The sequence below is a fragment of the Enterococcus sp. DIV2402 genome (assembly GCF_017426705.2).
GTDB classification, from domain to species: Bacteria; Bacillota; Bacilli; order Lactobacillales; family Enterococcaceae; genus Enterococcus_F; species Enterococcus_F lowellii.
Genome location: NZ_CP147251.1, coordinates 3,109,440 through 3,135,082, shown reverse-complemented (window position 1 = coordinate 3,135,082; position 25,643 = coordinate 3,109,440). Strand labels below are relative to the sequence as shown.

22 protein-coding genes and 1 riboswitch are annotated in these 25,643 nt (G+C 36.8%); of the genes, 14 read left to right on the top strand and 8 right to left on the bottom strand.

Going from position 1 to position 25,643, the window contains the following annotated elements; genetic code table 11:
* Nucleotides 1-110: 110 nt before the first annotated feature.
* From DOK78_RS15285 to DOK78_RS15255, 7 genes are all read left to right on the top strand, one after another.
* Nucleotides 111-2,180 carry a M15 family metallopeptidase gene (locus DOK78_RS15285; RefSeq protein ID WP_207871519.1) on the top strand — a complete coding sequence of 690 codons (2,070 nt, stop codon included), beginning with the start codon at nucleotides 111-113 and terminating at the stop codon, nucleotides 2,178-2,180.
* 154 nt (nucleotides 2,181-2,334) lie between these two features.
* Nucleotides 2,335-4,584: a glycosyltransferase family 2 protein gene (locus DOK78_RS15280; protein WP_207871518.1), complete on the top strand. Its 2,250-nt coding sequence runs from the start codon at nucleotides 2,335-2,337 to the stop codon at nucleotides 4,582-4,584.
* A gap of 5 nt (nucleotides 4,585-4,589) precedes the next feature.
* Nucleotides 4,590-6,137, top strand: a complete 1,548-nt coding sequence (locus DOK78_RS15275) for a chitinase (RefSeq protein ID WP_207871517.1) — start codon at nucleotides 4,590-4,592, stop codon at nucleotides 6,135-6,137.
* 190 nt (nucleotides 6,138-6,327) lie between these two features.
* Nucleotides 6,328-6,795 (top strand): hypothetical protein, encoded by a 468-nt coding sequence (locus DOK78_RS15270; protein WP_243430365.1) that lies wholly within the window; start codon nucleotides 6,328-6,330, stop codon nucleotides 6,793-6,795.
* An 89-nt stretch (nucleotides 6,796-6,884) separates the two neighbouring features.
* Nucleotides 6,885-6,929: riboswitch (PreQ1 riboswitch) on the top strand.
* Between the two features lie 18 nt (nucleotides 6,930-6,947).
* On the top strand, nucleotides 6,948-7,922 hold the full coding sequence (locus tag DOK78_RS15265) for a nucleoside hydrolase (protein ID WP_207871516.1): 975 nt from the start codon (nucleotides 6,948-6,950) through the stop codon (nucleotides 7,920-7,922).
* Between the two features lie 15 nt (nucleotides 7,923-7,937).
* Entirely contained in the window at nucleotides 7,938-8,492 is a 555-nt protein-coding gene (locus tag DOK78_RS15260; RefSeq protein WP_207871515.1) for an ECF transporter S component, read from the top strand.
* A gap of 67 nt (nucleotides 8,493-8,559) precedes the next feature.
* Entirely contained in the window at nucleotides 8,560-9,921 is a 1,362-nt protein-coding gene (locus DOK78_RS15255; protein ID WP_243430364.1) for a hypothetical protein, read from the top strand.
* A 35-nt stretch (nucleotides 9,922-9,956) separates the two neighbouring features.
* On the opposite strand, the gene DOK78_RS15250 is transcribed toward DOK78_RS15255, so the two are convergent.
* The gene (locus DOK78_RS15250) at nucleotides 9,957-10,613 is read right to left on the bottom strand and encodes a Crp/Fnr family transcriptional regulator (RefSeq protein WP_207871514.1); all 657 of its coding nucleotides are present in this window, start codon (nucleotides 10,611-10,613) and stop codon (nucleotides 9,957-9,959) included.
* A 257-nt stretch (nucleotides 10,614-10,870) separates the two neighbouring features.
* On the opposite strand from DOK78_RS15250, the gene DOK78_RS15245 reads away from it, so the two are divergent.
* The 3 genes from DOK78_RS15245 to DOK78_RS15235 all read left to right on the top strand — a co-directional run bounded on the left by DOK78_RS15245 (nucleotide 10,871) and on the right by DOK78_RS15235 (nucleotide 13,218).
* Nucleotides 10,871-12,112 (top strand): MFS transporter, encoded by a 1,242-nt coding sequence (locus DOK78_RS15245; protein ID WP_207871513.1) that lies wholly within the window; start codon nucleotides 10,871-10,873, stop codon nucleotides 12,110-12,112.
* A gap of 1 nt (nucleotide 12,113) precedes the next feature.
* The gene (locus DOK78_RS15240) at nucleotides 12,114-12,296 is read left to right on the top strand and encodes a hypothetical protein (protein WP_207871512.1); all 183 of its coding nucleotides are present in this window, start codon (nucleotides 12,114-12,116) and stop codon (nucleotides 12,294-12,296) included.
* A gap of 91 nt (nucleotides 12,297-12,387) precedes the next feature.
* Entirely contained in the window at nucleotides 12,388-13,218 is an 831-nt protein-coding gene (locus DOK78_RS15235; RefSeq protein ID WP_207871511.1) for an alpha/beta hydrolase, read from the top strand.
* Between the two features lie 117 nt (nucleotides 13,219-13,335).
* Here DOK78_RS15235 and DOK78_RS15230 read toward each other — a convergent pair whose 3' ends face one another.
* Both DOK78_RS15230 and DOK78_RS15225 read right to left on the bottom strand, forming a co-directional pair.
* Nucleotides 13,336-14,385, bottom strand: a complete 1,050-nt coding sequence (locus DOK78_RS15230; RefSeq protein WP_207871510.1) for an ABC transporter permease — start codon at nucleotides 14,383-14,385, stop codon at nucleotides 13,336-13,338.
* Complete coding sequence (locus tag DOK78_RS15225; protein WP_207871509.1) at nucleotides 14,375-15,100, bottom strand: ABC transporter ATP-binding protein; 726 nt, start codon at nucleotides 15,098-15,100, stop codon at nucleotides 14,375-14,377. The genes DOK78_RS15230 and DOK78_RS15225 overlap by 11 nt, the downstream gene beginning before the upstream one ends.
* Before the next feature lie 144 nt (nucleotides 15,101-15,244).
* Between DOK78_RS15225 and DOK78_RS15220 the strand changes: the two genes are divergently transcribed.
* On the top strand, nucleotides 15,245-15,808 hold the full coding sequence (locus DOK78_RS15220) for a TetR/AcrR family transcriptional regulator (protein WP_243430363.1): 564 nt from the start codon (nucleotides 15,245-15,247) through the stop codon (nucleotides 15,806-15,808).
* 41 nt (nucleotides 15,809-15,849) lie between these two features.
* Here the strand turns inward: DOK78_RS15220 and DOK78_RS15215 are convergent, their stop codons facing one another.
* Nucleotides 15,850-16,602 (bottom strand): esterase family protein, encoded by a 753-nt coding sequence (locus tag DOK78_RS15215; RefSeq protein WP_207871508.1) that lies wholly within the window; start codon nucleotides 16,600-16,602, stop codon nucleotides 15,850-15,852.
* Nucleotides 16,603-16,612: 10 nt separating this feature from the next.
* Entirely contained in the window at nucleotides 16,613-17,791 is a 1,179-nt protein-coding gene (locus DOK78_RS15210) for an ATP-grasp domain-containing protein (RefSeq protein WP_207871507.1), read from the bottom strand.
* 246 nt (nucleotides 17,792-18,037) lie between these two features.
* Here DOK78_RS15210 and DOK78_RS15205 point away from each other — a divergent pair, with 246 nt between their 5' ends.
* Nucleotides 18,038-18,181 (top strand): hypothetical protein, encoded by a 144-nt coding sequence (locus DOK78_RS15205; protein WP_207871506.1) that lies wholly within the window; start codon nucleotides 18,038-18,040, stop codon nucleotides 18,179-18,181.
* A gap of 37 nt (nucleotides 18,182-18,218) precedes the next feature.
* Here DOK78_RS15205 and DOK78_RS15200 read toward each other — a convergent pair whose 3' ends face one another.
* The gene (locus DOK78_RS15200) at nucleotides 18,219-19,001 is read right to left on the bottom strand and encodes a histidinol phosphate phosphatase (RefSeq protein WP_207871505.1); all 783 of its coding nucleotides are present in this window, start codon (nucleotides 18,999-19,001) and stop codon (nucleotides 18,219-18,221) included.
* A gap of 107 nt (nucleotides 19,002-19,108) precedes the next feature.
* Between DOK78_RS15200 and DOK78_RS15195 the strand changes: the two genes are divergently transcribed.
* Nucleotides 19,109-19,942, top strand: coding sequence for an aldo/keto reductase (locus DOK78_RS15195; protein WP_207871504.1), 834 nt, complete (start codon nucleotides 19,109-19,111; stop codon nucleotides 19,940-19,942).
* Nucleotides 19,943-20,046: 104 nt separating this feature from the next.
* Nucleotides 20,047-21,366 carry an APC family permease gene (locus DOK78_RS15190; RefSeq protein ID WP_207871503.1) on the top strand — a complete coding sequence of 440 codons (1,320 nt, stop codon included), beginning with the start codon at nucleotides 20,047-20,049 and terminating at the stop codon, nucleotides 21,364-21,366.
* Nucleotides 21,367-21,416: 50 nt separating this feature from the next.
* Here DOK78_RS15190 and DOK78_RS15185 read toward each other — a convergent pair whose 3' ends face one another.
* Nucleotides 21,417-23,459: a methyl-accepting chemotaxis protein gene (locus DOK78_RS15185; RefSeq protein ID WP_207871502.1), complete on the bottom strand. Its 2,043-nt coding sequence runs from the start codon at nucleotides 23,457-23,459 to the stop codon at nucleotides 21,417-21,419.
* Between the two features lie 116 nt (nucleotides 23,460-23,575).
* On the bottom strand, nucleotides 23,576-25,630 hold the full coding sequence (locus DOK78_RS15180) for a methyl-accepting chemotaxis protein (RefSeq protein ID WP_207871501.1): 2,055 nt from the start codon (nucleotides 25,628-25,630) through the stop codon (nucleotides 23,576-23,578).
* Nucleotides 25,631-25,643: the final 13 nt, after the last annotated feature.

The window sequence follows — 25,643 nt, the reverse complement described above, 5'->3', positions numbered from 1 at the left end:
TTAGTATGCAAAAGAGCTAGATAAGGAAAAGTTCATCGCCTCCATGCGTCATTGCAGGGAATTTGCTATACTATAAATAGAAATATAATCGTTTTTTTAGGAGGAGGAATATGAATATCAAATTAGGTAAATTGTTGATTGCTACAATAATTATGGGAAGTTTTCCAGTAAACTTATTTGCAGAAGAAACAGTAACTTCTACGACAGACAGTGATATAAGCTCTGAATCAATTTCTGACATTTCAGAAAGTCAAACATCTGTGACTAGTGAAAGTCAAAGTTTTGAAACAACAGAATCTTTAGTAGAAACAACAGATAGTTTAGAAAATACCGAAACAACCACTGAAGAATCTAGTACTTCGGTTAGTGAACAACTTTCTAGCGAGACAAATTCTTCAACAATGAGTGAAACAAAGACAACCGAAACAACAACAAGTGAATCTTCTACAGAAACCTCTCAAGAAACAGAAGAAACCACAGAAGAACCGCAAATTCAATTGTTTCAACAAGCGGTGTCTTTACCTTACGCCACCATTTTGTCAACAGCTAAAATCTGGGATGATACGTTGAAGAAAGAGTTGGGCACGACAGCGACTCTAATCAATCAAACTGTAAAAGTCGAAAACAAGCTAACGAAAAATAATCTGACGTATTATAAGATTGCTACTAAAGATCGGTCATTAGGATATGTTGAAGCGAAAGTTTTAGAACTGACAAAAGAAGGTAATGGGAAACACCATAGTTATGGAAAATATGTAACGGTAAAAAATGATCAATACATGTGGCAAAATTTTTCATGGGAGAAACGAACGACCAACGCTGCGAAAAAAAATCGCACCTATCAAGCACGCGGGTATTATCAGCATTTTAATGGGAGTCGTTATTTAACGCTATACGATAACAATGGCAATTGGGCAGGTTATACCAATGAAAATAACGTAGTCGTAGCAGATGGTCAGCAAGGGATTTATCTGGCGAATAATAAATATGTAACGGTAAAAAACGATCAATACATGTGGCAAAATTTTTCATGGCAGAAGCGAACGACCAACGCTGCGAAAAAAAATCGCACTTATCAAGCACGCGGGTATTATCAGCATTTTAATGGGAGTCGTTATTTAACGCTATACGATAACAATGGCAATTGGGCAGGTTATACGAATGAAAATAACGTAGCTGTAGCGAATGGCCCACAAGGAATTTATCAAGCAGATAGTAAACAGGTAACAGTGACGAATGATCAATACATGTGGCAAAATTTTTCATGGCAGAAGCGAACGACTAACGCTGCGAAAAAAAATCACACGTATCAAGCACGTGGCTATTATTACCATTACAATGGCAGTCGTTATTTGACTTTATATAACAATCAAGGAACTTGGATGGGGTACGTGAACGAAAATAATACGAAAAAAAGTAGTCCACAAGGCGACGCTATTTCCACATCAAAACGAGTAACTATCCCTAGCTCAAACTATGAGGTGTGGCAAAATTTTGATTGGCAGCGAAAAACGACAGCACGTCAATTAAGCGGGAAAATTTATCACGTAAAAGTGTATTATCAACATAGGAATGGTTCAACCTATTATTCCTTGTATGATTCGAAAAATAATTGGCAAGGTTATATCAACGCAACTGGAACAAGAACCGTTGAGACTAGGCAAGGGATTACCTATGTCGATGGTATTCTAATTGCGAATAAAAAGCATTCTTTGCCAGCTAATTATAATCCAGGCGAAAATTCAACAGCAGGTGGTAAATTCCGTCAATTATTACGAGCGATGCAACAATTGAATATGGATGTGAGTAATAGTTACAGTGGTTTTCGTTCATATAGTTATCAAAGTGTGTTATATCAAAATTATGTAAGAACCTACGGGCAAGCCGCAGCAGATCGTTTTTCTGCACGACCTGGCTATTCTGAACATCAAACAGGTCTAGCCTTCGATTTAATTCATAACAATGGCTCATTATTGGAAAAAAGTCGCGAAGCTAATTGGTTAGCGGCGAATGCACATCAGTATGGTTTTATCATTCGTTATAAAGCAGGAAAAGAAGCCATTACTGGGTATCAATATGAGCCATGGCATGTGCGTTATATCGGAAGTCAAGCAAGTGCGATTTATCGCTCAAACAAAACATTAGAAGAATATTTAGGAATTCCTGGTGGAGGATACTAAATAAAAAGCGACAGTGAAGATGAATCATTGTCGCTTTTTTGCGCACAAAAATCATTTAGTTTCTAAAATGTAAACGTTTTTATTGAAGTTTATAAAATAGAAGTATATAATTTCTATAATCGAAACAATTATTAAATAAAAAGGTTGTGAAGAAATGAAGAAAAAAGAGTTTGGAACCGAAAAAAGCACCAAACCATTATCCGTGTTGCATGACCACGTTTCAGTTTCTAAGTTAACCCTCAATCGGCTCTATATTGTCACCTCGATTGGTTTTTGGGTACTGTATGTCTCTTCCACTATTTTTAAGCAATTTACGAATACAACACATGAATTTCAAACAGTTGTAGAAGCAGCTCTTTATATTTTGATTGTGACACTCTTAAATTTTTCCGCCTTAATCTATTTATTTTCTAGAGAAGGGGCATTTAAACGATTTAATCAACACACTCGAGTTCCCCGAGAAAAAATCGATCAATTTTTTACACAAAAACAACCGACGATCACGGTGTTAGTTCCGTCTTATGATGAAGAAGTCGCTGTTATTCGTAAGACGTTATTATCCGCTGCGTTACAAGAATATCCGCAAATGCGGGTGGTTCTTTTAATTGATGATAATCCGGTGCCAAATAATCCACAAGCCTTTGAAAAATTAGAAGCAACGAAACGATTGATTCACGAAATTACTATGCTTTTACAAGAACCACGCGACCATTTTGAACAAGTTCTAAAAGTGTTTGAGCGTGGACAAGTTACTAAAAAAATTGCGGGTGATCGTTTACGAGCAATTGCTAGAGAGTATACACGTGCGGGTGACTGGTTAAGTGAGATGGCGCAACAAGAAATAAATGAAGACCACGTCGATCAATTTTTCATTGAGCAAGTCTTACATGATTTAGCAAATGAATTATATTTAGTGGCAAAAGCGTTACTGACTGCTGCGAATCAACAGTCATCAATTGACTATACTCGTGCACATCAACTGTACTGTCGCTTGGTGTGGCTATTCAAAGTAGAACTTGATTATTTTCAAAGAAAAAAATATAGTTCATTATCCCATGAAGCGAATAAAGCGATGAATTTAAATGCGTATATTGATTTAATGGGTGGCAGTTATCAAATTGAGCGTACGCCAGCGGGTGACATTTTGACACGAACAGAAGAAACACCAGATGTGGTGATTCCAGATAGTGAATTTTTGTTAACGCTTGATGCCGATTCTATTTTATTAAGAGAGTATTGTTTACGTTTGGTTTATTTATTGAATCAAGCTGAAAATAAAAAAGTTGCGGTTACGCAAACGCCCTATTCATCTTTTCGAGGGACGCCTACTAGGATCGAACGAATTGCAGGTGCTACCACCGACCTTCAGCATATTCTTCATCAAGGAACCACCTATTACGGCGCAACATTTTGGGTAGGAGCTAATGCGGTCATTCGTAAAAAAGCTTTGGAAGATATTGCCGAAATATCTTATGTGAATGGCTTTAAAATTAGACGTTTTATTCAAGACCGAACTGTAATTGAAGATACCGAATCTAGCGTAGATTTAGAAAAACACGGCTGGCAATTAGTAAATTATCCAGAACGTTTGAGCTACAGTGCGACTCCGCCAGATTTTGGTTCCTTAATCATTCAAAGACGGCGTTGGGCAAATGGTGGATTATTGATTCTTCCAAAATTATTTGGAACAATGAAACAACGAAAAAAGGCGGGCCATCCAATCAAATGGATGGAATTTTGCATGCGTCTTAATTACATGGCGTCCATTTCTTGGGCTAGTTTTAGTTTGATTTTTCTATTAGCGTATCCCTTTGCTGAAAATCTTTTAAGTGTCTATATCTTATGTTCAGCATTACCTTATTTTATGGCAATGGCGGGAGATTTGAACTATTCACGTTATAAACGAACAGATATTTTTAGAATCTATGGGTTTAATTTAATTCTCTTAGCAGTTAATTTAGCGGGTGTGCTTAAATCAATCCAACAAGCGTTAACTGGAGAGAAAATTCCTTTTGCACGGACACCTAAAGTAAATAATCGCACGGCTTCACCAACCATTTATTTACTTATGCCGGTAGTCATTATTCTTTTTTCCAGTTTTATGTGCTATCGTTCGTTGCTAGTAGGAAATTGGGGAAATGCCCTTTTTGCTGGTTTCAATGCAATAACAGCTACTTGGGCATTTGTGTCGTATATTGGTATTTGGAATATGTGTGTGGACATCTTCCATAATTTTATTGATTGGTTCTTTGTCGAAGTGAAACCAAAACATACCACCTTACAAAATCCGGTGAATGACTTGAATTGGCAAGCAGTCTTGTATTATGGGGATGATAAAAATAAAGTCCCTTTAAACGTCGAGTTGCAATATTCGAAACCACTAGCCAAGAAGAGAGAGGAATGAGTGATATGAAGAACAAACAGGTTACGCCTACTCGTCGCTTGTCCATTTTACGTCTACTATTCATGGTGGTGGTACTTTTGATTGGGTCAGGTGCTTATTTAAATCGTACAGAACTGTTTGCTCAATTTCAAAAATCGGATCATCAACCGTGGTTTGCTTCATATGTCGATGTGACTGCAACACCCCAGTTTAATTTTGAGCAATTGGAGGATAACGTTGTTTTATCATTTGTTGTAGCATCAGAAAAGGATGGTTCACCGAGTTGGGGAAATTTTTATTCATTAGAGGAAGCGAGTCAGAATCTAGATCTTGATCGACGTATCGCACGACTAAGACAAAAAGGGTATGATGTGATTGTTTCCTTTGGCGGACTATTGAATGATGAATTGGCGTTGCGCTATACGGATGTTGATTCGCTTGTCGCAGCGTATCAAGAAGTCATCGATCGTTATGACTTAACGACGATTGATTTGGACTTGGAGAATGACGGTCTCACCAATCGAACAGTCAATCAGTTACGGGCACAAGCAATTGCTAAGTTACAAACAAATCGTAAAAAAGCCGGCAAATCGTTGGCGGTGTGGTTGACACTGCCAGCTGATCCGAATGGCCTAACAAAAGATGGAACGGATACAGTTGCTGAATTTTTAACCAACAAGGTTGATTTAGCAGGAGTGAATATTATGACGATGAACTATGGTGGTAGCCGTCAACCGAAATTATCTTTAGCTGAGAATGCGATACAGGCATTGAAGGAAACCCATCGGCAATTAAAAATTATGTATAACAAAGCTGGAATTTATCTAAGTGACGCTGTATTATGGGCAAAAATAGGTGCAACGCCCATGATTGGACAAAATGATGTTGCTACTGAACGCTTCACCTTAAAAGATGCGACAGAATTAAATCAGTTCGCGCAAAAAGTGAAATTAGGACGAATGTCGATGTGGTCGGCTAATCGTGACCGTAAATCCAATCCAGATTATGTGCCCGCAACGTTTGTATCTGATAGTTATAGCGGCGTTACCCAAGAAGACCAAGATTTTGCCAAGCGATTAAAGAAAAATTTAAACGGCAAAGTTGCAGAAAATGCGCAACTTACAACAGTTTCTAATTTAACAAAAGAAGAGTTACAAAAACCCGATGATCCTGCGACTAGTCCGTATCCGATTTGGTCAGAAGAAGGCGTTTATTTAGCGCAAACGAAAGTCGTTTGGCATCATCATGTCTATGAAGCAAAATGGTGGACGAAAGGCGATGCACCCGACAGTCCGATTTTACGTGCCGAAGAAACGCCTTGGCAACTTATCGGTCCAGTTTTGCCTGGTGAAAAGCCGTTACCTCAATTAAAATTACCTGAAGGGACGTATCCGAACTGGTTAGAAGACACAGTGTATACTGCTGGAAAACGAGTCATGTTTGACGGCATTGGGTATGAAGCAAAATGGTGGAATAAAAATGAAAATCCCGAAAAAGCGTTAATCAATTTTGAAACATCGCCATGGAAAGCCCTGTCTCAAAAAGAGATTAAGCAGATGATACAAGCAGAATAATTTTTCAGATAATTTCCAGAAAAAAAGGCAAACGTATGCTCCCCTCTTGTGGTATACTGTTAACGGAATAAAATGCAAAAGAGGGGTTAGTATCGGAAAAAGAAGAAAAACATTAAAAAGTCGTGTTAAAAAAATAACACGTAAACTTATCCGTCAATTAAAAAAAATGCCACCATCAACAGTCGTCTCTTTGTCTTCAGTTATGGCTAGTTTATACGGCGTTTTAGGAGAAGGATTTGTTAAATTTTCGAATTATAATTTGATTACGCTGTTTAATCAAATGGAAAGTGTCATTAAACGTTGGGCGGCATATAGTCCAGAATTGTTAATGAATTATCGCAATAATTTCCAGCTTTTCGATTTTGCGAAGTACGCACTAATCGGAGTGCCTATCATCATTTTAGTTTTACATGTCGTATCTTCCAAAAAAAGTCAGATTATCGCTTTTGTTTTTTCTGTCGTTCAATTGGGCTTGTTTACGTATCTGAACAGTTATACTGGAAAAGTTGTTTCCGCTGCGTCAGATGATTACACGACTAATTTTGTCCGCTTACTTCTGGATAATCAAAACAATATGTTTGGGATGCCTGCGTATTCTTTATTCGTTGGTGTGATTGGTTTAATTTTAACATCGCTATTTAAAGCCGTGAAGCGCTAGAATTTTTCTAGTGCTTTTTTCATTCAGCTCTTTTCATTCAAAATAATTTACGGTATGATGAGACACGTGCATGAAATCGAGAAATTTTTCTCGGACTGGTTCGAAACCTCCCAGTTATAAAAAACTATATACCTCTTGAAAGGAGGTTGGAAATGCAACGACAAAAAGTAATTATTGATTGTGACCCTGGTATTGATGATATGTTGGCGCTAATGCTGGCTGTTCAAGCACCAGAGCTAGAAGTAGTTGGAATCACTGTTGTTTGTGGCAATGTTCCTGTTGAGTTAGGAGTTGAAAATACCTTTCGCTGTTTGGAACGTTGTCATAGACTAGATATTCCTGTGTATCAAGGTGCAACAACACCATTGACGCGAGAATTTATCAGTGCGCAAGATACACATGGAATGGATGGTTTAGGCGAAACATATTTCCCTCGAACATCCGAAAAAACAATAGAAGTACAAGATGCAGCAACGTATCTAGCGACCACTTTTGCTCAACCAACAGCTATTTCCGTCATCGCCTTGGGTCCGTTGACAAATATTGCGCAAGCTTTGCAGAAAAATCCACAGCTTGGAGAACATATGCAACGCTTTGTTTCAATGGGTGGAACGTATAAAAGTCATGGGAACTGTTCACCAGTAGCAGAATACAATTACTGGTGTGATCCAGATGCTGCAGCGTACGTCTTTCAACATCTAAATCAAACAATCGAAATGGTTGGTTTAGATGTAACGCGCGAAATTGTTTTAACACCGACATTAATTGAATACTGTCGACGGATGAATCCAGAAATTGGTCAATTTATTCAAGCAATCACCCGCTTTTATGTGGACTTTCATTGGCAGCAAGAGCATATCTTGGGCTGTGTTATTAATGATCCGCTTGCGGTCGCTTATTTTATTGACCCCACGATTTGCACGGGTTTCGAAAGTTTTACTGCTGTTGAAACAACGAGTATTAGCATGGGACAAACCTTAGTTGATCGCTATGATTTTTGGCAGAAACCTGCGAACAGTAAAATTTTAACTGAAGTGGATACGTATTCTTTCTTTGGGAAGTTTTTGACCGTCATTCTTCATGCACAAGAAGAACTGATTCAAACGGATCTAAAAAACTTAATGTGAGGATGACTATGTATCATGAATCAAACAAAAACCATCACTACTAGAACCATTACCATTGTTGCGTTAGCTTTAGCATTGAATTATGTAGGGGGCACCATTGCCTTGTTCTTGCGTCTGCCTATTTATTTGGATACGATTGGAACAATTTTCGCTGCTGTATTATTAGGTCCTGTTTATGGTGTATTAGCAGGCTTATTAAATGCTTTACTTAGCGGTTTGACTACTGATTTATTTGCTTTATATTATGGACCTGTCCAAATTGTTACTGGGTTTTGTGCAGGTTATTTCTTAAAAAATCGCTTAGAAGGAAAACAATTAGTGATAAAAACGTTATGGATTTCATTACCTGGAACAATTATAGCAACGATTATCACGGTTGTTTTATTTGGAGGTATCACGTCTTCTGGTTCAAGCGTGATTGTTCAATTATTACGTGGGATTGGCTTATCACAAGTTTCCAGTGTCTTCCTTGTTCAAGTGATTACAGATTACCTTGATCGATTGGTGTCCATTGTTTTGGTGTTGATGGTGACAACTCGTATCACGCATCGGTTTATGAAAGAGTACTAGAATTTTTCTAGTGCTTTTTTTGTGGGGGAAATATGCTAAACTAATGGAGATGTTGGGAGGAGAAGCAATGAAAAAATTAAGTAATTCGTCTACTGATTTAGTGAAAATGACGAAATGCCCAAAATATTGGTGTATTTATGGGGGATTAGTTGGAAGTATGCTGGGCTTTTTTCAGCCGGTAGTATCAGCCGATAGTTGGCAAGTAAATTCGGTTGAAGAAATTGTTAGTCGTATCGATTCAACCCACTCGTTAACAATGATAGAAGGGGATACTGTGTGGAATATCGGCATGGCGTTAAATATTAAAAATCCGATGCAGTTGTTATCTGCGAATGGTTACCAAGATGGCGAACAATATACGTTGCCAGTTGGTACAGTTATTACGTGGGATGGCAATTATGTCATTGTTAAAGACGAGCAAAATCAGGTAGTAGGTGAAAAAATCATAACGGATAATGAAAAAATGAATCCTGAAAAAACGATAGCCAATCAAACAACGGATGAACCACAGACACCAGCAATTAAAGAAAAAATTGCCAAACAGCGTGAACAAGTGGCTCAAGCAAGAGCAGACTTAGAGGCTGGGGAGAATCAAAATGTAGAACGAGCACCTGCTGTATCAACTGCAAAAAAACAAGAACTTGAAACAGCTTTAGCAGATAAACAAGCGGAGCTAACGGCTTTAGATTCAGAACTAGCTGTCGCACAAACACAAGAAACGAGCGAAGATTTAAAAGAGCAAGCAAACGCGCAACAAACCATCGCCGAAATTGATGTGAAACGTCAACGTTTAGAAACAGAAATAGCGATTTTAGAAGCGGAATATAGCGCAGCTAAAGTAGAGGAGACAGATTCAACTCATACAGCTGAGGCAAGAAATCAAGCAATTCAACGAGATGCTTTACAAAAAGCGGCTTTAGAACAAACACAAATCCTACAAATCTTAGAGGACAATTTGCAACAGCAAACAGTGATTGAATGGACACAAGCAGTGGAAGACTTTTCAATGACTTTAGCAGATACCGAGAAGCTATTCAGTACAATGGAGGTGACGGCAACGCCCCAAACGAATCAAACGATAGCAGCTGCCAATGAAGCACTAAATCAAAAACAAACGCAACAAGCTGAGTTGTCGATACAATTAGAACAAGCGCAGAACGATTATCAAGCTGCTCAAGAACTATATACGAATTGGTTGAATACTGGGAGTGACAAAAATGCAGAAGGCGAGCAATTAGCGACGACGTTATTAGACATGGAACAAGCTAAAAATGAAATGGTTGACCGTTTTACAGCAGACTTGCTAGATTTTGAGGAAATAAGCCTAACTTTCTCAGATCTTGCCTCTCAATTAGCAACTTATCCAACAACAAACCAATTCACCAAAACACAACAAGCGATTGCGACAGTCATTCAACGCTATAAATAACAAAAAAGAGACGTGTACGAGCGTCTCTTTTTTGTTTAAACCACCATATTCTCTTTAATTGCATGTAAATCTTTAATTAAAATTTTACGATTTTGGATACGAATAGCACCGGTTTCTCTTAATTGCTGCATCATACGATTGACACTACTTGCAGAAGTAATCCCACAAAAGTGAGCAATTTCTTCATTCGTCACGACAAAATCAATTAAATAACCTTCTTTTGTTTGTACGCCAAATGTCTCATAAAGGTCATATAATTGTGTACAAACGGCACCAAATTTCCCATTCATTAGCATTTGCTGCATTTTTTTCATCGATTGCAACAAATTCACACGATAATATTCTTTAACATAATTTTGTAATTGTGGACTTTGATTAATATCTTTCCAAAATTGCACACGATCAATTTGATAGAGCTCAGCTGTAGGAGATTCGACACGGATGTTAAAAGGAGCATCAATAAATTTCGAATATTCATCACGTAATAAAGAAACAATTTCTAACCCAGTAATATAGCGAAGATTAAATTCCCGTCCGTCATGAGAAATGACACTAGTTTTAATGATTCCTTTTTTCAAAATATACGCAGAACTATCTTGTAATCCTTCATACATTAAATACTTTTTCTTTGACCTAACAATCACTGGAAACGCATGATCATCCAAATAATCTTGTAAGATTTGTTTATCCATCGTCATCCTCCTTTTTTGCTTGTTCTCTAGCATTTAATCGTAGAAACTCACAAAAAACAATAACAAATGTTAATAACATTTGCAATTAAAAGATGTTATTAGCAATTTATTGTTACAAAGTGACATTTTTTGTGTAAGAAAACTTTGTATAATGCGATTTGTGAAAGAAAATTATGCCATCATTCGCGAAGATCCGCGTTGAACAAATAGATATGATATTTTTTCACAAATTTATTTTAACAGAGGTGACCTAAATAATGGGAGAGTTGGAAAAAGAAGTGGGGGAGAAACGGTTGGAGACACCAGATAAATTATTTAATAAAGGCTTTATTGGTATGACCGTGATTAATTTTGTTGTTTATTTGGTTTATTATTTATTGATGGTGATTATCGCAGTTATTGCTCAAGATCAACTACACGCAACTTTAGGACAAGCGGGATTGGCGTCAGGCATTTATATTATAGGAACATTGTTCGCTCGTTTGTTAATGGGGAAAAAATTAGAATCTTACGGTCGGAAAGCAGTCTTGCGTTATGGGTCAGTCTTTTATTTATTAACAACAGTTGCTTATTTGTACGTGCCATCGATTGGTATCTTATATGTCGTACGTTTATTGAATGGGTTCGGTTATGGTACGGTGTCAACTGCTACAAATGCGATTGTCACAGCGTATATTCCGAAATCACGTAATGGGGAAGGCATCAATTATTATGGATTAAGTACTAGCTTGGCTGCCGCCATAGGTCCATTTATTGGAATGGTATTATTAAATTTGACGAATTTTTATTTTATTATTGGTTTTTCAATTGTATTAATTACCATTACGACAATCGCCAGTTTTCTATTTCCAGTTAAAAATATCGTATTATCAGCAGAACATCGAAAACTAATTGCATCATGGTCGTTGGAAAGTTTTATTGAAAAGAAAGTTCTATTTATTACATTTATTGCCTTTTTAATGGGATTTGCTTATTCAAGCGTATTAGCCTTTTTGTCTTCTTATGCACAAATCATACATTTGGTGCCGGCTAGTTCATTCTTTTTTGTTGTTTACGCATTGGTCATTACGGCTACTCGTCCGTTGTCAGGACGCATTTTTGATACTTATGGTGAAAATTATGTGATTTACCCAAGCTATATTTGTCTGGCTATAGGATTATTGCTGTTAAGCTTCACAACAAGTAATTGGATGTTACTTCTTTCAGGTGCTTTTATTGGGTTAGGCTATGGAACCTTCATGTCAAATGGGCAAGCGATTTGTTTGAAAAAATGTGAAGGTCATCAAATTGGTGTAGCTTTATCCACGTATTTTATTGGCTTGGATTTAGGTTTAGGAATAGGGCCTTATTTATTAGGTGAATTACGAAGAGTGATGACTTTTCAAGAAATCTATCGAATTGCTAGTCTATTGCCCGTCGTTTGTGTCATTTTATATGCTTTATTTTATCAATCAAAAATATCATTACCAAAATTACAAGAAATCAAAGGGGAGAAGTAACATGCAAACAGAAGAACAATTTGTTGAATTAATGAAACAAACGCTATCTACATTGAATGAAATTAGTCATAAATTAGAGGGGATTGAAGCAAATACTGAAGCAATTGACCATGAACAACAAAGCTTACAACACTCGGTCTATTGCTTACAAAAAGTGATGGAGAACGATAATTTCATTGGTTAACGAAACGATACCTCTGCAAAAGTCTAGTAAACTAGGAAACTCTAAAAGAACATGCTAAAATAGAAAAAATAGACAATGATGAGGTGTGCCGATGAAGAAGCCGATGAATTATTACTTGCCAATTATTTCCCATTACTTAGATGTTCCCTATGATGATAAACCACGTCGCGTCCGTGTGTTGCTACCGCGAGATTACGATATGTATGTGGAAGAAAATTACCCAGTGGTCTATATGCATGATGGACAAAATGTTTTTTATAGTAAAGAAGCCTATTCGGGCCATTCATGGAAGTTAATTCCTTTAATTAAAAATAGTGTTGATTTACCGAAAATGATTATTGTAGGCATTGATAATGCAGGGGAAGATCGCTTAGACGAATACACGCCTTGGCCGTTTGAATTGAAAGAAGAGGTTGAAAGTCATGGGCATCCTGGCGGTATGGGTATTCCTCACGGTGAATGGATTGTGAATACCGTTAAACCATTTATCGATAAACATTACCGGACACAACCAGAACGTGAACATACAGCATTAGTGGGTAGCTCTTTAGGAGGACTCATCACAGCGTATATGGGTGCAGCATATCCTGAAACTTTTGGTTCATTGGGAGTATTCTCATTAGCTTCATGGTTAAGTGAAAATGCCTTTTTAGATTTTATCGATAAAAACCCACTGCATCCTGATACGAAAGTATATATTCAAGTAGGAACAGAAGAAGGAAACGAAGTCGATGAAACCTTTGTTAATAAGAATATTAATCAAGCGTATATTGATAGTTCCTTGTGGTATTATCAAACGATGTTGCGAAATGGACATGCTATGGATAAAATTTGGCTGCGTATTTTAGCAGATGAGCACCATTTTGAAAAATATTGGGCGGACCATTTTGGTGAATATCTACAGTTCACTTTTCATAATTAAGAGAAAAAGGCGATGATATACGTCTTTTAATCCTAAACTATCCGAATGATACACCATGAGTGTTACTCAATGTGTATCATTCGGATAGTTTCATTTTTTTTATGTCACGGACTTTTTTTAAACTTTACGATATTTTCGTAAGCCTAAAATATTCGCAAGGGTAAACAACAAAGCGAATAACATTAACATACCTAAATCACCCGCAATGGTGTCAAATCCTTGACCTTTAAACATCACACTAGTCAGCGCGTCTCCCGCATAAGTCAAAGGTAAAAATTTGCCGACAGTTTGAACCCAATTGGCCATCGTATCAATGGGAATAATGCCTGCAAAAAAGATTTGAGGAATCACGACTAAAGGGATAAATTGCATCATCTGGAATTCGGAAGATGCAAAGGTAGAAACAAATAACCCCATCGATAGCGCCACTAAGGCAATTAACAGATTAATAACAAAGACCCAAATCAACTCACCAGCGATGGTCAAATCCAAAATATAGGTTGCATATAACACAATCAAAATTGTTTGAACAATCGCAAATAAGCCATAACCAGTCATATAACCAAAAATAATTTCACTTCGTTTCACCGGTGTTGCCAATAAACGTTCTAAAGTTTTTTTGGTTCGTTCTCTCAGTAACGAGATACCTGAAATCAAAAAAACAAAGAAAAAGACAAAAAAACCAATTAAAATCGGAAATAAGGTATCAAAAAAATCAGAGTCATCATTACCATACACATATTGATTGGTTATCGTATAGTGCGGTAGCTCGTTTGTGCGTGGGAGATTCTGCATTGCACTACTCATAAGTAGACTAGGCAAGAGACCGGCTAGTTGTTTGCTTTTATTTGGATCGGCATTTTCATAGGTTACCGTTAATTTCGTACCGGTTGTTTCGATGAATGCATCGAGTTGATGCTGCTCAATAAGTTTTTTGGCAGAAGTATCGGTAGTAAATGCTGTTAATGTCACGGTATCAGGAAATTGCTCAATGAGGCTATCAGGAACTTGTCGATAGCCTACAACTAGTTGCGTATCTGTTTCATGGTCAAAAACAACATGCATCAGCGTTAGAATAAATAAAGGTGCAACCATCATTAATAGGAGCGTCCGTTTATCGCGAATCATTTCTTTTAAAATTCGTTGAACGAGTGCTTTATAGCGCATGTTTTTCCACCTCAGCTTTCAAGAAGACTTCTTCAATCGTAGTTGCCTGAAATTGGGCTTTTAATTCTTGCGGGGTACCTAAAGCAAATAACTGACTGTCAATAATTAAACCAAGTGTGTCACATTTTTCTGCTTCATCCATCACGTGTGTTGTAACGAGAATACTTTTTCCTTGATCCGCCAAAGCTCGTAACTTTTGCCAAATTTCCACTCGCAAACGTGGATCAATTCCTACAGTAGGTTCGTCTAAAATTAACAAATCCGGATCGGCTAAAAGCGTAATTGCTAACGAAAGACGACGTTTCATGCCACCTGAATAATTTTTGACCACTGTATGCTGAAAGTCGGTCAGTCTCATTAAAGCTAGTTGTTCGTCACACGCTTGTTTCAACGCTTGTTTTTTTAACCCCATCATTTGCCCAAAAAAGTAGAGATTTTCTTTTCCTGTTAAGTCTTCATAAAGTGCATCCTCTTGGGCCATGTAACCAATTCGTTTCAAAATCGTTCGATTGGGCATCGCAGTTTCTAAGACACGACTGGTACCTTGAGTTAGTTTTTCCATGCCCATCAAACATTTGACTAGCGTTGATTTTCCCGCACCACTAGGTCCAATTAAACAAAGAATTGTTCCTGCCTCGACGGTTAAAGAGACATCATTTAAAGCAGTAAACTGTTGAAAAGATTTGGTTGCGTGTGTTAATTCAATGGTTGGCATTGTTCTCTCCTCCTCAATTAGACACAGTGTCTAATAAAAAGTATACTCATATTGTAGTCCAGTTTTTTTGAAATACAATTGAAAAAACGAGATAGTAAACATTTGCCTTAAAATTGTCTAGTAAAATTTAGCTAGGAGGAAACAATGGAAGAAGCCTTTTTAGATGTTCGTGTCCAACGAACGATAAAAAAAATTACCCAGGCGCTTATCGTATTATTGAAAGAGAAGAGTTTAGGAGAAATTACGGTTAAAGAAATTATCACGAAAGCTAAAATTAGTCGCGGAGCGTTTTATTTACATTATCAAGATAAAAACGATTTAATCCAAAAACTAAAAAATAATTATTTGCATCATTTTTTTCCACAAATTCAAACCGCTCTTGATGGCCAACGCATCGATTTTTTCTTAGAAGCCTTAAATTTTTTGAAAGGAGAGGGCGAGTTAATTGCCTTATTGCTTTCAACGAATGGTTCTTTAGCTGTACAAAATGATATTCGGAACGTTTTACAACAGTATGGGAAAAAATACTTAGTGAAACAATTAAAAGGGGAGACCCTTACGCCTTTAGAAGAACATTATTTTGTGATTTATTACAGCAATGCGGCGTTTAGTGTCATGCAAGAGTGGATTAATCGTGGGCAACAAGAATCCCCAGAGGAAATGATGAATATTTTAGATGCAATTGTTCCTAAGGAGTTTTTCCGTTAAAAAAGAAGCATGGCTGATTAGCTCATGCTTCTTTCAATTAACTAAATTTTTCCTTGTCGTTCCAATGCACCAAAGAAGTAGGGCAGTTGATCACGCCAAGCATCCCAATCATGAGGAATATCATGTCCCCAATAATCAAACCAACCAGGAATTCGTTTGCTTTCAAAAATATGTTGTAATTCACGAGTGGCTAAAATATGGGGACCTTCCCAATCACCTTGACCAACACAGACAATAAAAGTGTTTTGACGGTAGCGCTCTAGGAACCAATTGTCTTCCATATTTTTTAAATAATCAACCGGTGAATTAAAGTAAACGGCTTGATCACCATAAAAATCACCCGTAAAGAAACGGGCATCATAAACACCACTTAAAGCAATACTAATATCAAAAATATCTGGATGGCGTAATGCAAAGTTAGCTGTGTGGAAACCACCCATGCTACAACCAGTAGCAATCATAGCGCCGCCCCAATTGGATTCATAACGAATTAATGGGACTAATTCTTCAACAATGTAACGATCGTATTGATTATGTGTTTCCCCAATATCATGTGGACTACGACTTGTTGCTAACCATGATTCATTATCTAATGAATCTGGAGTATAGAATTTAATCAATCCGCGGTCAATAAATGAACGACAAGCTTCAATCATTCCGAAATCAGCAAATTCATTTTGACTACCGCCAGATGAGGGAAAGACGATGACAGGTTTCCCTGCATGTCCATAAACATTAAAATGCATTTCGCGGTTTAAATGTCCGCTGTAATGACTTCTTCTTTCAAAGTGCATAAAAAACCTCCTAGTATTTTTCACGAATAAATGCGAAATATTCGAATAACTGTTCTTCAGATGGTGTACGAACGAGATAGCCTTCATCACCCATAATTGCAGCAAAAATGCCAGGAATCGTTTGGATATTAATTAGGTTGTCGCCTAAATAGTTACGAATGTCATCGTTTGAATGAACGTAGTTATGCGTTTTATATTGTCTTGAAACATACCCACAGTAATACGGGCGTTCAACAGCTGTGTAGAATTTATTGTCTTTTACGACATTTGCATATTCTTTAAAGATATCAATATCATTGCCGTAGTTGAACATATCAATGGTTGCACCACCTGGTGGACGCAGATTTACTTCTAATGGCAACAGTGAACCATCCGCAATTCGGAAAAATTCAAAGTGGAAAAAGCGTTCTTTTGCATTGAAAGCTTGAACCATTTTAGCACCCATTTCGTATAAATCTTCTGGAACTTCACGAGATAAATAGAAATACATATCGTCGTTGTTTTCAACAGTTTCCAATACAGCGACATTGTAGAGTAAGCTTGAATGATAAACAATATTTCCATCGTGATCCACTAGTCCGTCAAATGTGACGATATCGCCTGGAATAAATTCTTCCATGATATAAGTTACTTCTGGATGACGAATGTCAAAGAAGTGTGCTAATTCATCTTCATTGTTAATTTTGTACGTATCGCCAGCACCTACACCACTATCTGGTTTAATGATAACTGGGAAGTTTAATTCGTTGGCTAATTCAAAACCGTCTGCTCGTTCATAAAAAACGCGACCGTTTGCCACAGGTAATCCAATACTTCGAAAAACTTCTTTCATTGCAGATTTATGTTTAATGGCATCTAAATCATTTTCTTTATAGCCAAAAACATTAAAATCTGTTCGTAGACGCGCATCGAGTTCTAACCAATGTTCATTGTGGGATTCGATGCGATGAATTCGACCATATTTATGAGCAAAATACGCAACGGCACGATAGACCTGATTGTAATCTTCCATGTTGTCTACCCGATAATAATCGGTGAGCGAGTTTTTTAACGTTTGAGATAATTGTTCATAAGGGACATCCGCAATTCCAAGAGTATTAAAACCAGTTTCTTGTAGACGTGGTGCAAAAGTAGCAAAGTTATCTGGAAAGTGCGGTGAAATCATCACGAAATTTAATTTGTTTTCCATATAGATCACCTTTTATTGTTTTTATTGTTAATCATAGCATATTATCTTTTTGAAATCTAACTATTTTTTAATCTTTAGAGGGCGTTTTGCCATCAAAATAAAAGATATGTTTTTTTATAAATAATGAAAGAAAAAGAAGATTCGTTCAATTAAGTAGCCTTAGATTTTACAAATGGCTGGTTCTTTTTTATAATTAAATTATACAAAGGTAAGTACTTGTATAAATCTGATAAGGGAGAGATTCATATGACCGACAAAACCAAAGAAAAAGTTTATGCCGAACGTCAGCACTCGTACAAGTCAGAAAAAGAGAAGATTTTTAAAGAGGCGCAGAAAGAGGCAGTCAAAAACAAAGTAATTGAACCGAAGAAAAAAGAAGAAGAAAAATAATAAATTCCCAGCAGAGAATATCTTTGCTGGGAATTTTTTAAGGTAAGTCAGTGTAAAAACGGTCGTTGCCTTGGAAGACTACTAATTGTTTGACGTCAAATTCGCGCAATAAGTTGGCCATTTCTGGGAATAAGAGACGATAATCTTCTGCCACATGGGCATCTGATCCAAGCGTAAATAATTTCCCGCCTAGACTTTGATACAAAGGAATCGCATAACGATAGAGTACTTCGTTTTGATAGCGTCCAAAACTTTTGGCGTTAATTTCCATCGCCAATTCACGTTGAATCACTTTTTTGAAGATACTAATCAATTCTTTCTCAAAACGACTTTCTAATTCTTCTGGTGTAAAGTCAAAACGGCGTAAGCCATATTCGAAGTGCGTGAGGATATGTCCGTCTGGAAAAGACTCTAATACTTCTGCCATTTGGTCAAAGTACATTTTTGCCACCGCAAATTTATCTTTGGTTAAAACAATATCATCCATGTAATCAAATTTGCCGTTTTGGTGAATACTCAATAGTTTTAAATCATACGTATGGCTAGCAAGATAGTCTTGAATTTTCGCTTCTTGACCAGGAACAACGCCTAATTCAATACCGCGTAAAAATGTAGTGTCATATTGTTCATTTAATTCGGCTAATTTTTTCGTTAAAATCGCATAATCAGGAATATCATCTTTGAAACCTGTACCGGCATTTTCTAAGTCAAAGTGGTCGGTTGCTACAAAAAATTCAGGTTTGTTACCCAGATAGTTTTCAAATTGTTCCTCTGAGTCAAACGATAAAAACGTGTGTAAATGCTGGTCATAATAGTTCATGCAAGAGCCTCCTTTTTTTCAAACAGTACCACAATTTAAGCAATTTCGCTAGTGGCGATTTTTGGATATGTTATGTTATCCTTTTAAATAAGAGGAGGGGAAAAAATATGCAAGAATTCTATGAATTATCTGATGGATTTCAAATTCCAAAGATTGGGTTTGGCACGTATAGTTTGAATGGTTCGTATGGAACACGTGTCATAGAACAAGCGCTAACGGTAGGTTATCGCTTAATTGATACGGCCTTTAATTATGAAAATGAAGGAGCGGTGGGACGAGCGATTAAAAATAGCAGTGTTCCACGCGACCAAATTACCGTTGCCTCCAAACTACCAGGAAGACATCATCTTTATCAAGAAGCATTGGTGACTATTGAAGAATCCGTAGCACGTTTGAATTTAGACTATATCGACTTGTATCTCATTCATTGGCCCAATCCCATTCAAAATCACTATGTGGAAGCGTGGCAAGCATTAATTGATGCACAAAAAACTGGCTTGATTCGTTCGATTGGTGTTAGCAATTTTTTACCTGAACACATTGATCGTTTAGAAGCAGAGACTGGTGTTCTACCTGTCATCAATCAAGTGGAATTGCATCCGAACTTCAATCAGGAAAGTCAACGTCAGTATAATCAGTCGAAACAAATAATTACAGAAGCTTGGAGTCCACTTGGGCGTGCGACAGAAATCTTACAACATCCTATATTGAATGAGATTGCTGTTCGCTATGGCAAGACTATTCCACAAATCATTTTGCGTTGGCACGTACAGTTAGGTGTATTACCAATTCCGAAAGCCTCGCATATCGCTCGTCAAAAAAATAATTTAGCCATTTTCGATTTTGAGTTGTTGCATGAAGATATAGCATTAATTGCATCATTAACGAAAGAAGAAGGCCGTTTAAAACAGCAAAATCCAGCTACTTATGAAGAGTTTTAAGAGAAAAGAGCGCAAGAGGCGCTTTTTTTTCGTTTTTAGATGGTAATTTCATGAAAATATCAGTATAATCGGTCTATCTAAAAAATAGAAAGTGGAGTGATTGTTTGCCAAAACAATTAAAAAAAGAAATTTCGTTAATTGGTGCCTTGTCAACCGTTATGGGAACGGTCATCGGCGCGGGCGTCTTCTTTAAAGCTGCCGCCGTAGTCTCACAAACGCAGTCAGCCGGTTTAACCTTATTTGCTTGGTTATTAGCAGGCTTTTTAACAATTTGTGGAGGATTAACCGTAGCCGAGTTAGCTACAGCAATTCCTGAAACAGGTGGACCGATTAAATATATCGAAATCGCTTATGGAAAGTTGCCCTCATTTTTATTAGGTTGGGCGCAAAGTATTATTTATTTCCCAGCTAATATTGCCGCTCTAAGTATTATTTTCGCAACACAATGTTTGAATTTATTTCATTTGGATACACAATGGTTATTGCCTTTATCCATTTTAACTGCGTGCAGTGTGACAGGAATTAATTTATTGGGAACAAAAATTGCAGCCAATGTTCAATCGGTGACGTTAATCGTCAAATTGATTCCTATTGCTGTTATTATTGTGGCAGGTTTATTGATGCCTGGGAAAGTGGATGTGTCCATTGTTGATATTTCAATTGGTGGTACGGATAAATCGTGGGCAGCAGGCTTTAGTGCCGCCTTGTTAGCGACGTTGTTTGCTTACGATGGCTGGCTAAACGTAGGAACTGTTGCAGGTGAAATGAAACGTCCGGAAAGAGACTTACCAAAAGCCATCATCTTTGGATTGAGTTTTGTTACATTGATTTATTGGGTAATTAACTTAGTATTCTTGAAGACCTTGCCAATCGATCAAATCGCTGGTAATTTAAATTCTTCTTCAGAAGTCGCAACTGTACTTTTTGGCAATATCGGTGGAAAAATCGTTACAATCGGCATTTTAATTTCAGTTTATGGAGCATTGAATGGTTATACAATGACCGGAATTCGTGTCCCTTATGCGTTAGCTTTGAAAGATGAATTTTTATTTAGCAAACAAATGAAAAAATTGTCAAAAAATACAACAATTCCTTATGTGGCTGCGTTATTCCAATTAGTCATTGCCTGTGTGATGATGAGTATCGGAACATTCGATTTGTTAACAGATATGTTGGTTTTCGTTATGTGGTTTTTCAGTATTTTAATTTTTATTGCGGTCTTTTTATTACGTCGTCGTTTTCCAGAAATGCCTCGACCTTACAAAGTACCGTTATATCCGATTACACCGTTAATTGCAATCGTGGGCGGAGGATTTATCTTAGTGATGACAACCATTACAACGCCAATGTTAGTCATTACCGGAATTGGCATTACGGCAATTGGCGTGCCAGTCTTTTATTACTTGCAACGTAACTATCATTAAAAAAGCACCTCCCGCCTAAGTGAACAAACTTAGGCGGGAGGTGCTTTTGTTTAGTTAAGAATCTTTAAGGTATTGACAATATCTTTTAAATTATTTGAAATGCTTTGTAATTCACTGACGTGTCCTACAAATTCTTCCATTGTTGCTAAAACTTCTTCGGCGTTGGCTGAAACTTCTTGCGTACCTGCAGCATTTTCTTCTGTGGAAGCTGAGATACTTTCTAAATTTTCTAAAACAGAATTTTGAACAGTAACGATTCGAGTGGTGGATTGTTCAATTTCTTGGATACCTTGAATCATTAAGGTATTTCGATTAAAGACCTCTTCAGCCGAGACAATCGCTTGTTCAATCAAACGTGTTTGTGTTTCACCGCCGTCTAGAGAACGTGACGCTTGTTCAACCATCTCTGTTGATTGGTTTTGAATTGTTGAAATAATCGTCTCAATTTCTTTCGTAGAATTTTTGCTTTGCTCTGCTAATTGACGAATTTCGGCAGCAACGACTGCGAAGCCTTTCCCAGATTCACCCGCACGAGCGGCTTCAATTGAGGCATTTAAAGCTAATAGATTTGTTTGATAAGAGATATCGTTAATGACATTAATAATTTGATTAATCGCTTGAATACTTTGATTCATGGTATTCATTCCGTTTACCAAATTACTCATTTGTGCAAGTTCCTGTTGCCAACTTGAGTTAACAGCACCCATCACATCCATACTTTGTTGATTAATTTGTGTGGATTCATGAGACTGTTCATTCATCGTAGTAACATTATTAGTCAATTCTTGAACAACATCTGAAAGTTTTTGCATTTGACTAACACTGTGCTCAGTTTCCTGTGCTTGTGTACCTGTTACTTCTGCAATACCAGTAATGGTTTCAGTCACTTCACTAGTTGCAGAACTTGTTTGTTGAGAAAGTTCTAATAAAGAATCTGCCATTGTTGCTACAACATCACTTTGTTTTTTTGTATTTGTTAATAAACGACCTGTACTCTTAATCATTTCATTGTAACTATCTGCCATTCGGTGAATTTCATTTCCTTGTGGATTAGGATAGACATAATTTTTTGCACTAGCCGCAATATTAAAGCTTAAACCATTCTTTTTCTTTTTAGGAATGGGACGATAGATGCCATTTTTTATTTCATCAAATAACTCAACAAATACTAAAATAATATTTTTAATGATATTTCGTACGAAATAAGAGAATAAAAACACAATGACTAGGAGAATAACTGCAATAATTGCTGAAGAAGTCAATAATGAATTTTTTTCCTCATTGTATTCGGTTGAACGAAGAGTAGCAAACGCCCAAGTTTTCGATTCAGGATCAGAACCTTTATCAAAATAAATGCTTGAGACATCACCGTCACGATAAGAAATGTTACCTGTTGACTTAGCGGCTTCTTTCATCTTGGTAAAGACATCATTGTCAGAAACATCGACACCTACGCGTTCTGGTTCAAGATCGGCAATAATCACGCCTTCACTCGTAATAAGCGAAACTTGTCCGGTGCGTCCAATTCGTAAATCTTGGATTAATTTATTGACGCTTTCATAAGACACTTCTAGACTAAGAACACCCCAATCACCATTATCATTCGTGATAACCTTTGAAAAGGCATTAACAAATTCTTTGGTTACTACATCTTGATAAGGGGTAGACCAACTTGCTTTTCCATTGTTCGCAACAGCTTCTTTAAACCAAGGTCTTTCAGGTGCTTGGAAATCTGCTGGGATATTTACGTTGGATACAAATTTATTATCTGGTGTTGCAAAAATAATGGATTTAATTTGAAGATCACCATTTACTGCAAAATCAATTGCAGAACGAATTTCTGTCATATTAAAATCTTTTTTGAAAAAATCATTCTCAGCAAAACTGTTAAAACGTGATTCAGCATTTGCGACAAGATTCTCTTTTTCAGTCATTACTGCACGAGTCGCACTTTCTTTGGTTATATCATTACGTTTTTCCATGATATTGGTAGTAAGAGCAAATGAGCTAAATAACATTGCCAATACAGGAATTAGAGCAAGCAACACTAAGACACTTAGAATTAGGGTACCGATACTTTTTTGCTTTTTCATCACTTTCCTCATTTCTATCTAGAATTGTATATTGTTACACATAAGATAAATCGGTTATCTAAATTAAAATTTAAGAGCAAACATGCATCGGAACAAAAAAAGCTCCGATGCATAAATTAGTCTGCTTTAATAATTGATAAGCGGTTGACCATTTGTTTTAATTCTTCAGAGATTCCTTGTAAATCGCCTACATGACTAACGAATTCTTCCATCGTTGCTAAAACCTCTTGGGCATTCGCAGAAACTTCTTGTGTACCTGCTGCATTTTCTTCAGTCGAGGCTGAAATACTTTCAAGATTTTCAAGAACACTATTTTGAATAGATGCGATGTGACTTGTAGAATGTTTAATTTCTTGAATACTATCAAAAATTGTAGTGTTACGCCTAAAGACTTCTTGGGAAGAAGTAATTGCTTCGCTGATTAAATCAGTTTGTTTTTCACCACCATCTAATGAACGTGTTGTTTGTTCAACCATATTGAGTGATTGGTGTTGGATAGTTTCGATAATCTCTTCAATTTCTTTGGTAGAATTCTTACTTTGTTCGGCTAGCTGACGAATTTCGGCAGCAACGACTGCAAAGCCTTTACCAGATTCACCTGCACGAGCAGCTTCAATTGAGGCATTTAGAGCTAATAAGTTCGTTTGATAAGAGATATCATTGATAACATTAATAATTTGGTTAATGGCTTGAATATTTTGATTCATGCCATTCATTCCATCAACTAAAGTACTCATTTGTGACATTTCACTTTGCCAATTGATATTGACTTTGTTCATCACATCCATACTTTGTTGATTACTTTTATTGGAATTTTCCGATTGCTGGTTTAAAGTTTCGACAGTTGTTGTTAGCTCTTGGATTACATTAGAAAGTTGTTGCATTTGGGCCACACTGTGTTCAGTTTCTTGTGCTTGCATACCTGTCACTTGTGCCACTCCAGTGATTGTTTCAGTTACGTCACCAGTTGCAGAAGTAGTTTGCTGCGACAATTCTAACAGAGAATCTGCCATTTCAGCAATTTGCATACTTTGTTGTTGTGAAGTATGAATAATTTCTTCTACACCATCAATCATATTGTTATAGCTAGCTGCCATGCGATGAATTTCATTACCATTTTCATCTGGATATAAATAATTGCGAGCATTTTCAGTAACTTTATAGAAGGGCGCACGTTTTCTTTTTTTCTTTGAAATTTGATGATACATGCCATCTTTCATCTGATTGAATAATTCTACAAAAACTAGAATTATTTCTTTGATAATATTTTTTGCAAAAAAGGCAAAGGCAGTCGTCACTAGCAACATAACTATCGCAACTGTTAAGGAAGTAAGTAATAATGCACGACTTTCTTTGGAATATTCTCCTTTATAAATAGTCGCAAAGGCCCAACTGTGACTATCAGCTTCGGTACCTTTATCAAAATAAATAGTTTCTGTGTCAGATGGGAGGTTTTTGGTAAGGGTGCCTTTTTGGATTGTCGCTTGTTTTAGTTGCTGATAGGTGGTAGTGTCAGAAATATCCGTACCAACGCGTTCTGGATCAACATCAGCAATAATTACACCATCTTTTGTCATTAAAGAAACATGCCCTGTTTGTCCGATGGTTAAGTCATTTAAAACTTTAGTGACACTCTCATAGGAGACATCTAGACTAATAACACCCCAATCACCTTGATCGTTGCGAATCATTTTAGAGATTGTATTGACAAAATTTCCGCTAACTAAATCTTGGTAAGGAATCGACCAAATGGCAGTACCATTACCTTCAACACCATCTATAAACCATGGTCGATCACTTGGTTTATAGTCTTTCGGTAACTCGTTTGTTGCAGTGAAACGATTGTCTAATGTGGCAAAAGTAATCGCTGTGATGTTCATTTCTCCAGATAGAGCGGTTCGTAAAGTTTTACGAATTTCTTTAAAATCAAATGCTGTTTTAAAAACAGGCTCTTCAGAAATGGCATCTAAACGCGATTTTGCATTATTTAGAAGATTCTCTTTTTCAGTAATAACAGCTTGTGTGCCACTTTCTTGACTAACTAGATTGCGTTCTTTTAATAAATTAGTCGTGATAGTAAAAGAACTTATTAACATGACAATAATTGGTAACAAACTCAACCAAATTAAGACGGCTAAAATAATCGTACTAATACTTTTCTGTTTTTTCACTTTTTCTCCCCAT

What these genes read in the sequence shown, in the direction of transcription:
- DOK78_RS15260 (WP_207871515.1), top strand. Translation starts at nt 7,938, where the DNA reads ATGAATCAAACAAAAACCATCACTACTAGAACCATTACCATTGTTGCG.
- DOK78_RS15235 (WP_207871511.1), top strand. Translation starts at nt 12,388, where the DNA reads ATGAAGAAGCCGATGAATTATTACTTGCCAATTATTTCCCATTACTTA.
- DOK78_RS15280 (WP_207871518.1), top strand. Translation starts at nt 2,335, where the DNA reads ATGAAGAAAAAAGAGTTTGGAACCGAAAAAAGCACCAAACCATTATCC.
- DOK78_RS15185 (WP_207871502.1), bottom strand. Translation starts at nt 23,459, where the DNA reads ATGAAAAAGCAAAAAAGTATCGGTACCCTAATTCTAAGTGTCTTAGTG.
- DOK78_RS15205 (WP_207871506.1), top strand. Translation starts at nt 18,038, where the DNA reads ATGACCGACAAAACCAAAGAAAAAGTTTATGCCGAACGTCAGCACTCG.
- DOK78_RS15275 (WP_207871517.1), top strand. Translation starts at nt 4,590, where the DNA reads ATGAAGAACAAACAGGTTACGCCTACTCGTCGCTTGTCCATTTTACGT.
- DOK78_RS15195 (WP_207871504.1), top strand. Translation starts at nt 19,109, where the DNA reads ATGCAAGAATTCTATGAATTATCTGATGGATTTCAAATTCCAAAGATT.
- DOK78_RS15265 (WP_207871516.1), top strand. Translation starts at nt 6,948, where the DNA reads ATGCAACGACAAAAAGTAATTATTGATTGTGACCCTGGTATTGATGAT.
- DOK78_RS15245 (WP_207871513.1), top strand. Translation starts at nt 10,871, where the DNA reads ATGGGAGAGTTGGAAAAAGAAGTGGGGGAGAAACGGTTGGAGACACCA.
- DOK78_RS15210 (WP_207871507.1), bottom strand. Translation starts at nt 17,791, where the DNA reads ATGGAAAACAAATTAAATTTCGTGATGATTTCACCGCACTTTCCAGAT.
- DOK78_RS15240 (WP_207871512.1), top strand. Translation starts at nt 12,114, where the DNA reads ATGCAAACAGAAGAACAATTTGTTGAATTAATGAAACAAACGCTATCT.
- DOK78_RS15285 (WP_207871519.1), top strand. Translation starts at nt 111, where the DNA reads ATGAATATCAAATTAGGTAAATTGTTGATTGCTACAATAATTATGGGA.
- DOK78_RS15250 (WP_207871514.1), bottom strand. Translation starts at nt 10,613, where the DNA reads ATGGATAAACAAATCTTACAAGATTATTTGGATGATCATGCGTTTCCA.
- DOK78_RS15230 (WP_207871510.1), bottom strand. Translation starts at nt 14,385, where the DNA reads ATGCGCTATAAAGCACTCGTTCAACGAATTTTAAAAGAAATGATTCGC.
- DOK78_RS15215 (WP_207871508.1), bottom strand. Translation starts at nt 16,602, where the DNA reads ATGCACTTTGAAAGAAGAAGTCATTACAGCGGACATTTAAACCGCGAA.
- DOK78_RS15225 (WP_207871509.1), bottom strand. Translation starts at nt 15,100, where the DNA reads ATGCCAACCATTGAATTAACACACGCAACCAAATCTTTTCAACAGTTT.
- DOK78_RS15200 (WP_207871505.1), bottom strand. Translation starts at nt 19,001, where the DNA reads ATGAACTATTATGACCAGCATTTACACACGTTTTTATCGTTTGACTCA.
- DOK78_RS15255 (WP_243430364.1), top strand. Translation starts at nt 8,560, where the DNA reads ATGAAAAAATTAAGTAATTCGTCTACTGATTTAGTGAAAATGACGAAA.
- DOK78_RS15220 (WP_243430363.1), top strand. Translation starts at nt 15,245, where the DNA reads ATGGAAGAAGCCTTTTTAGATGTTCGTGTCCAACGAACGATAAAAAAA.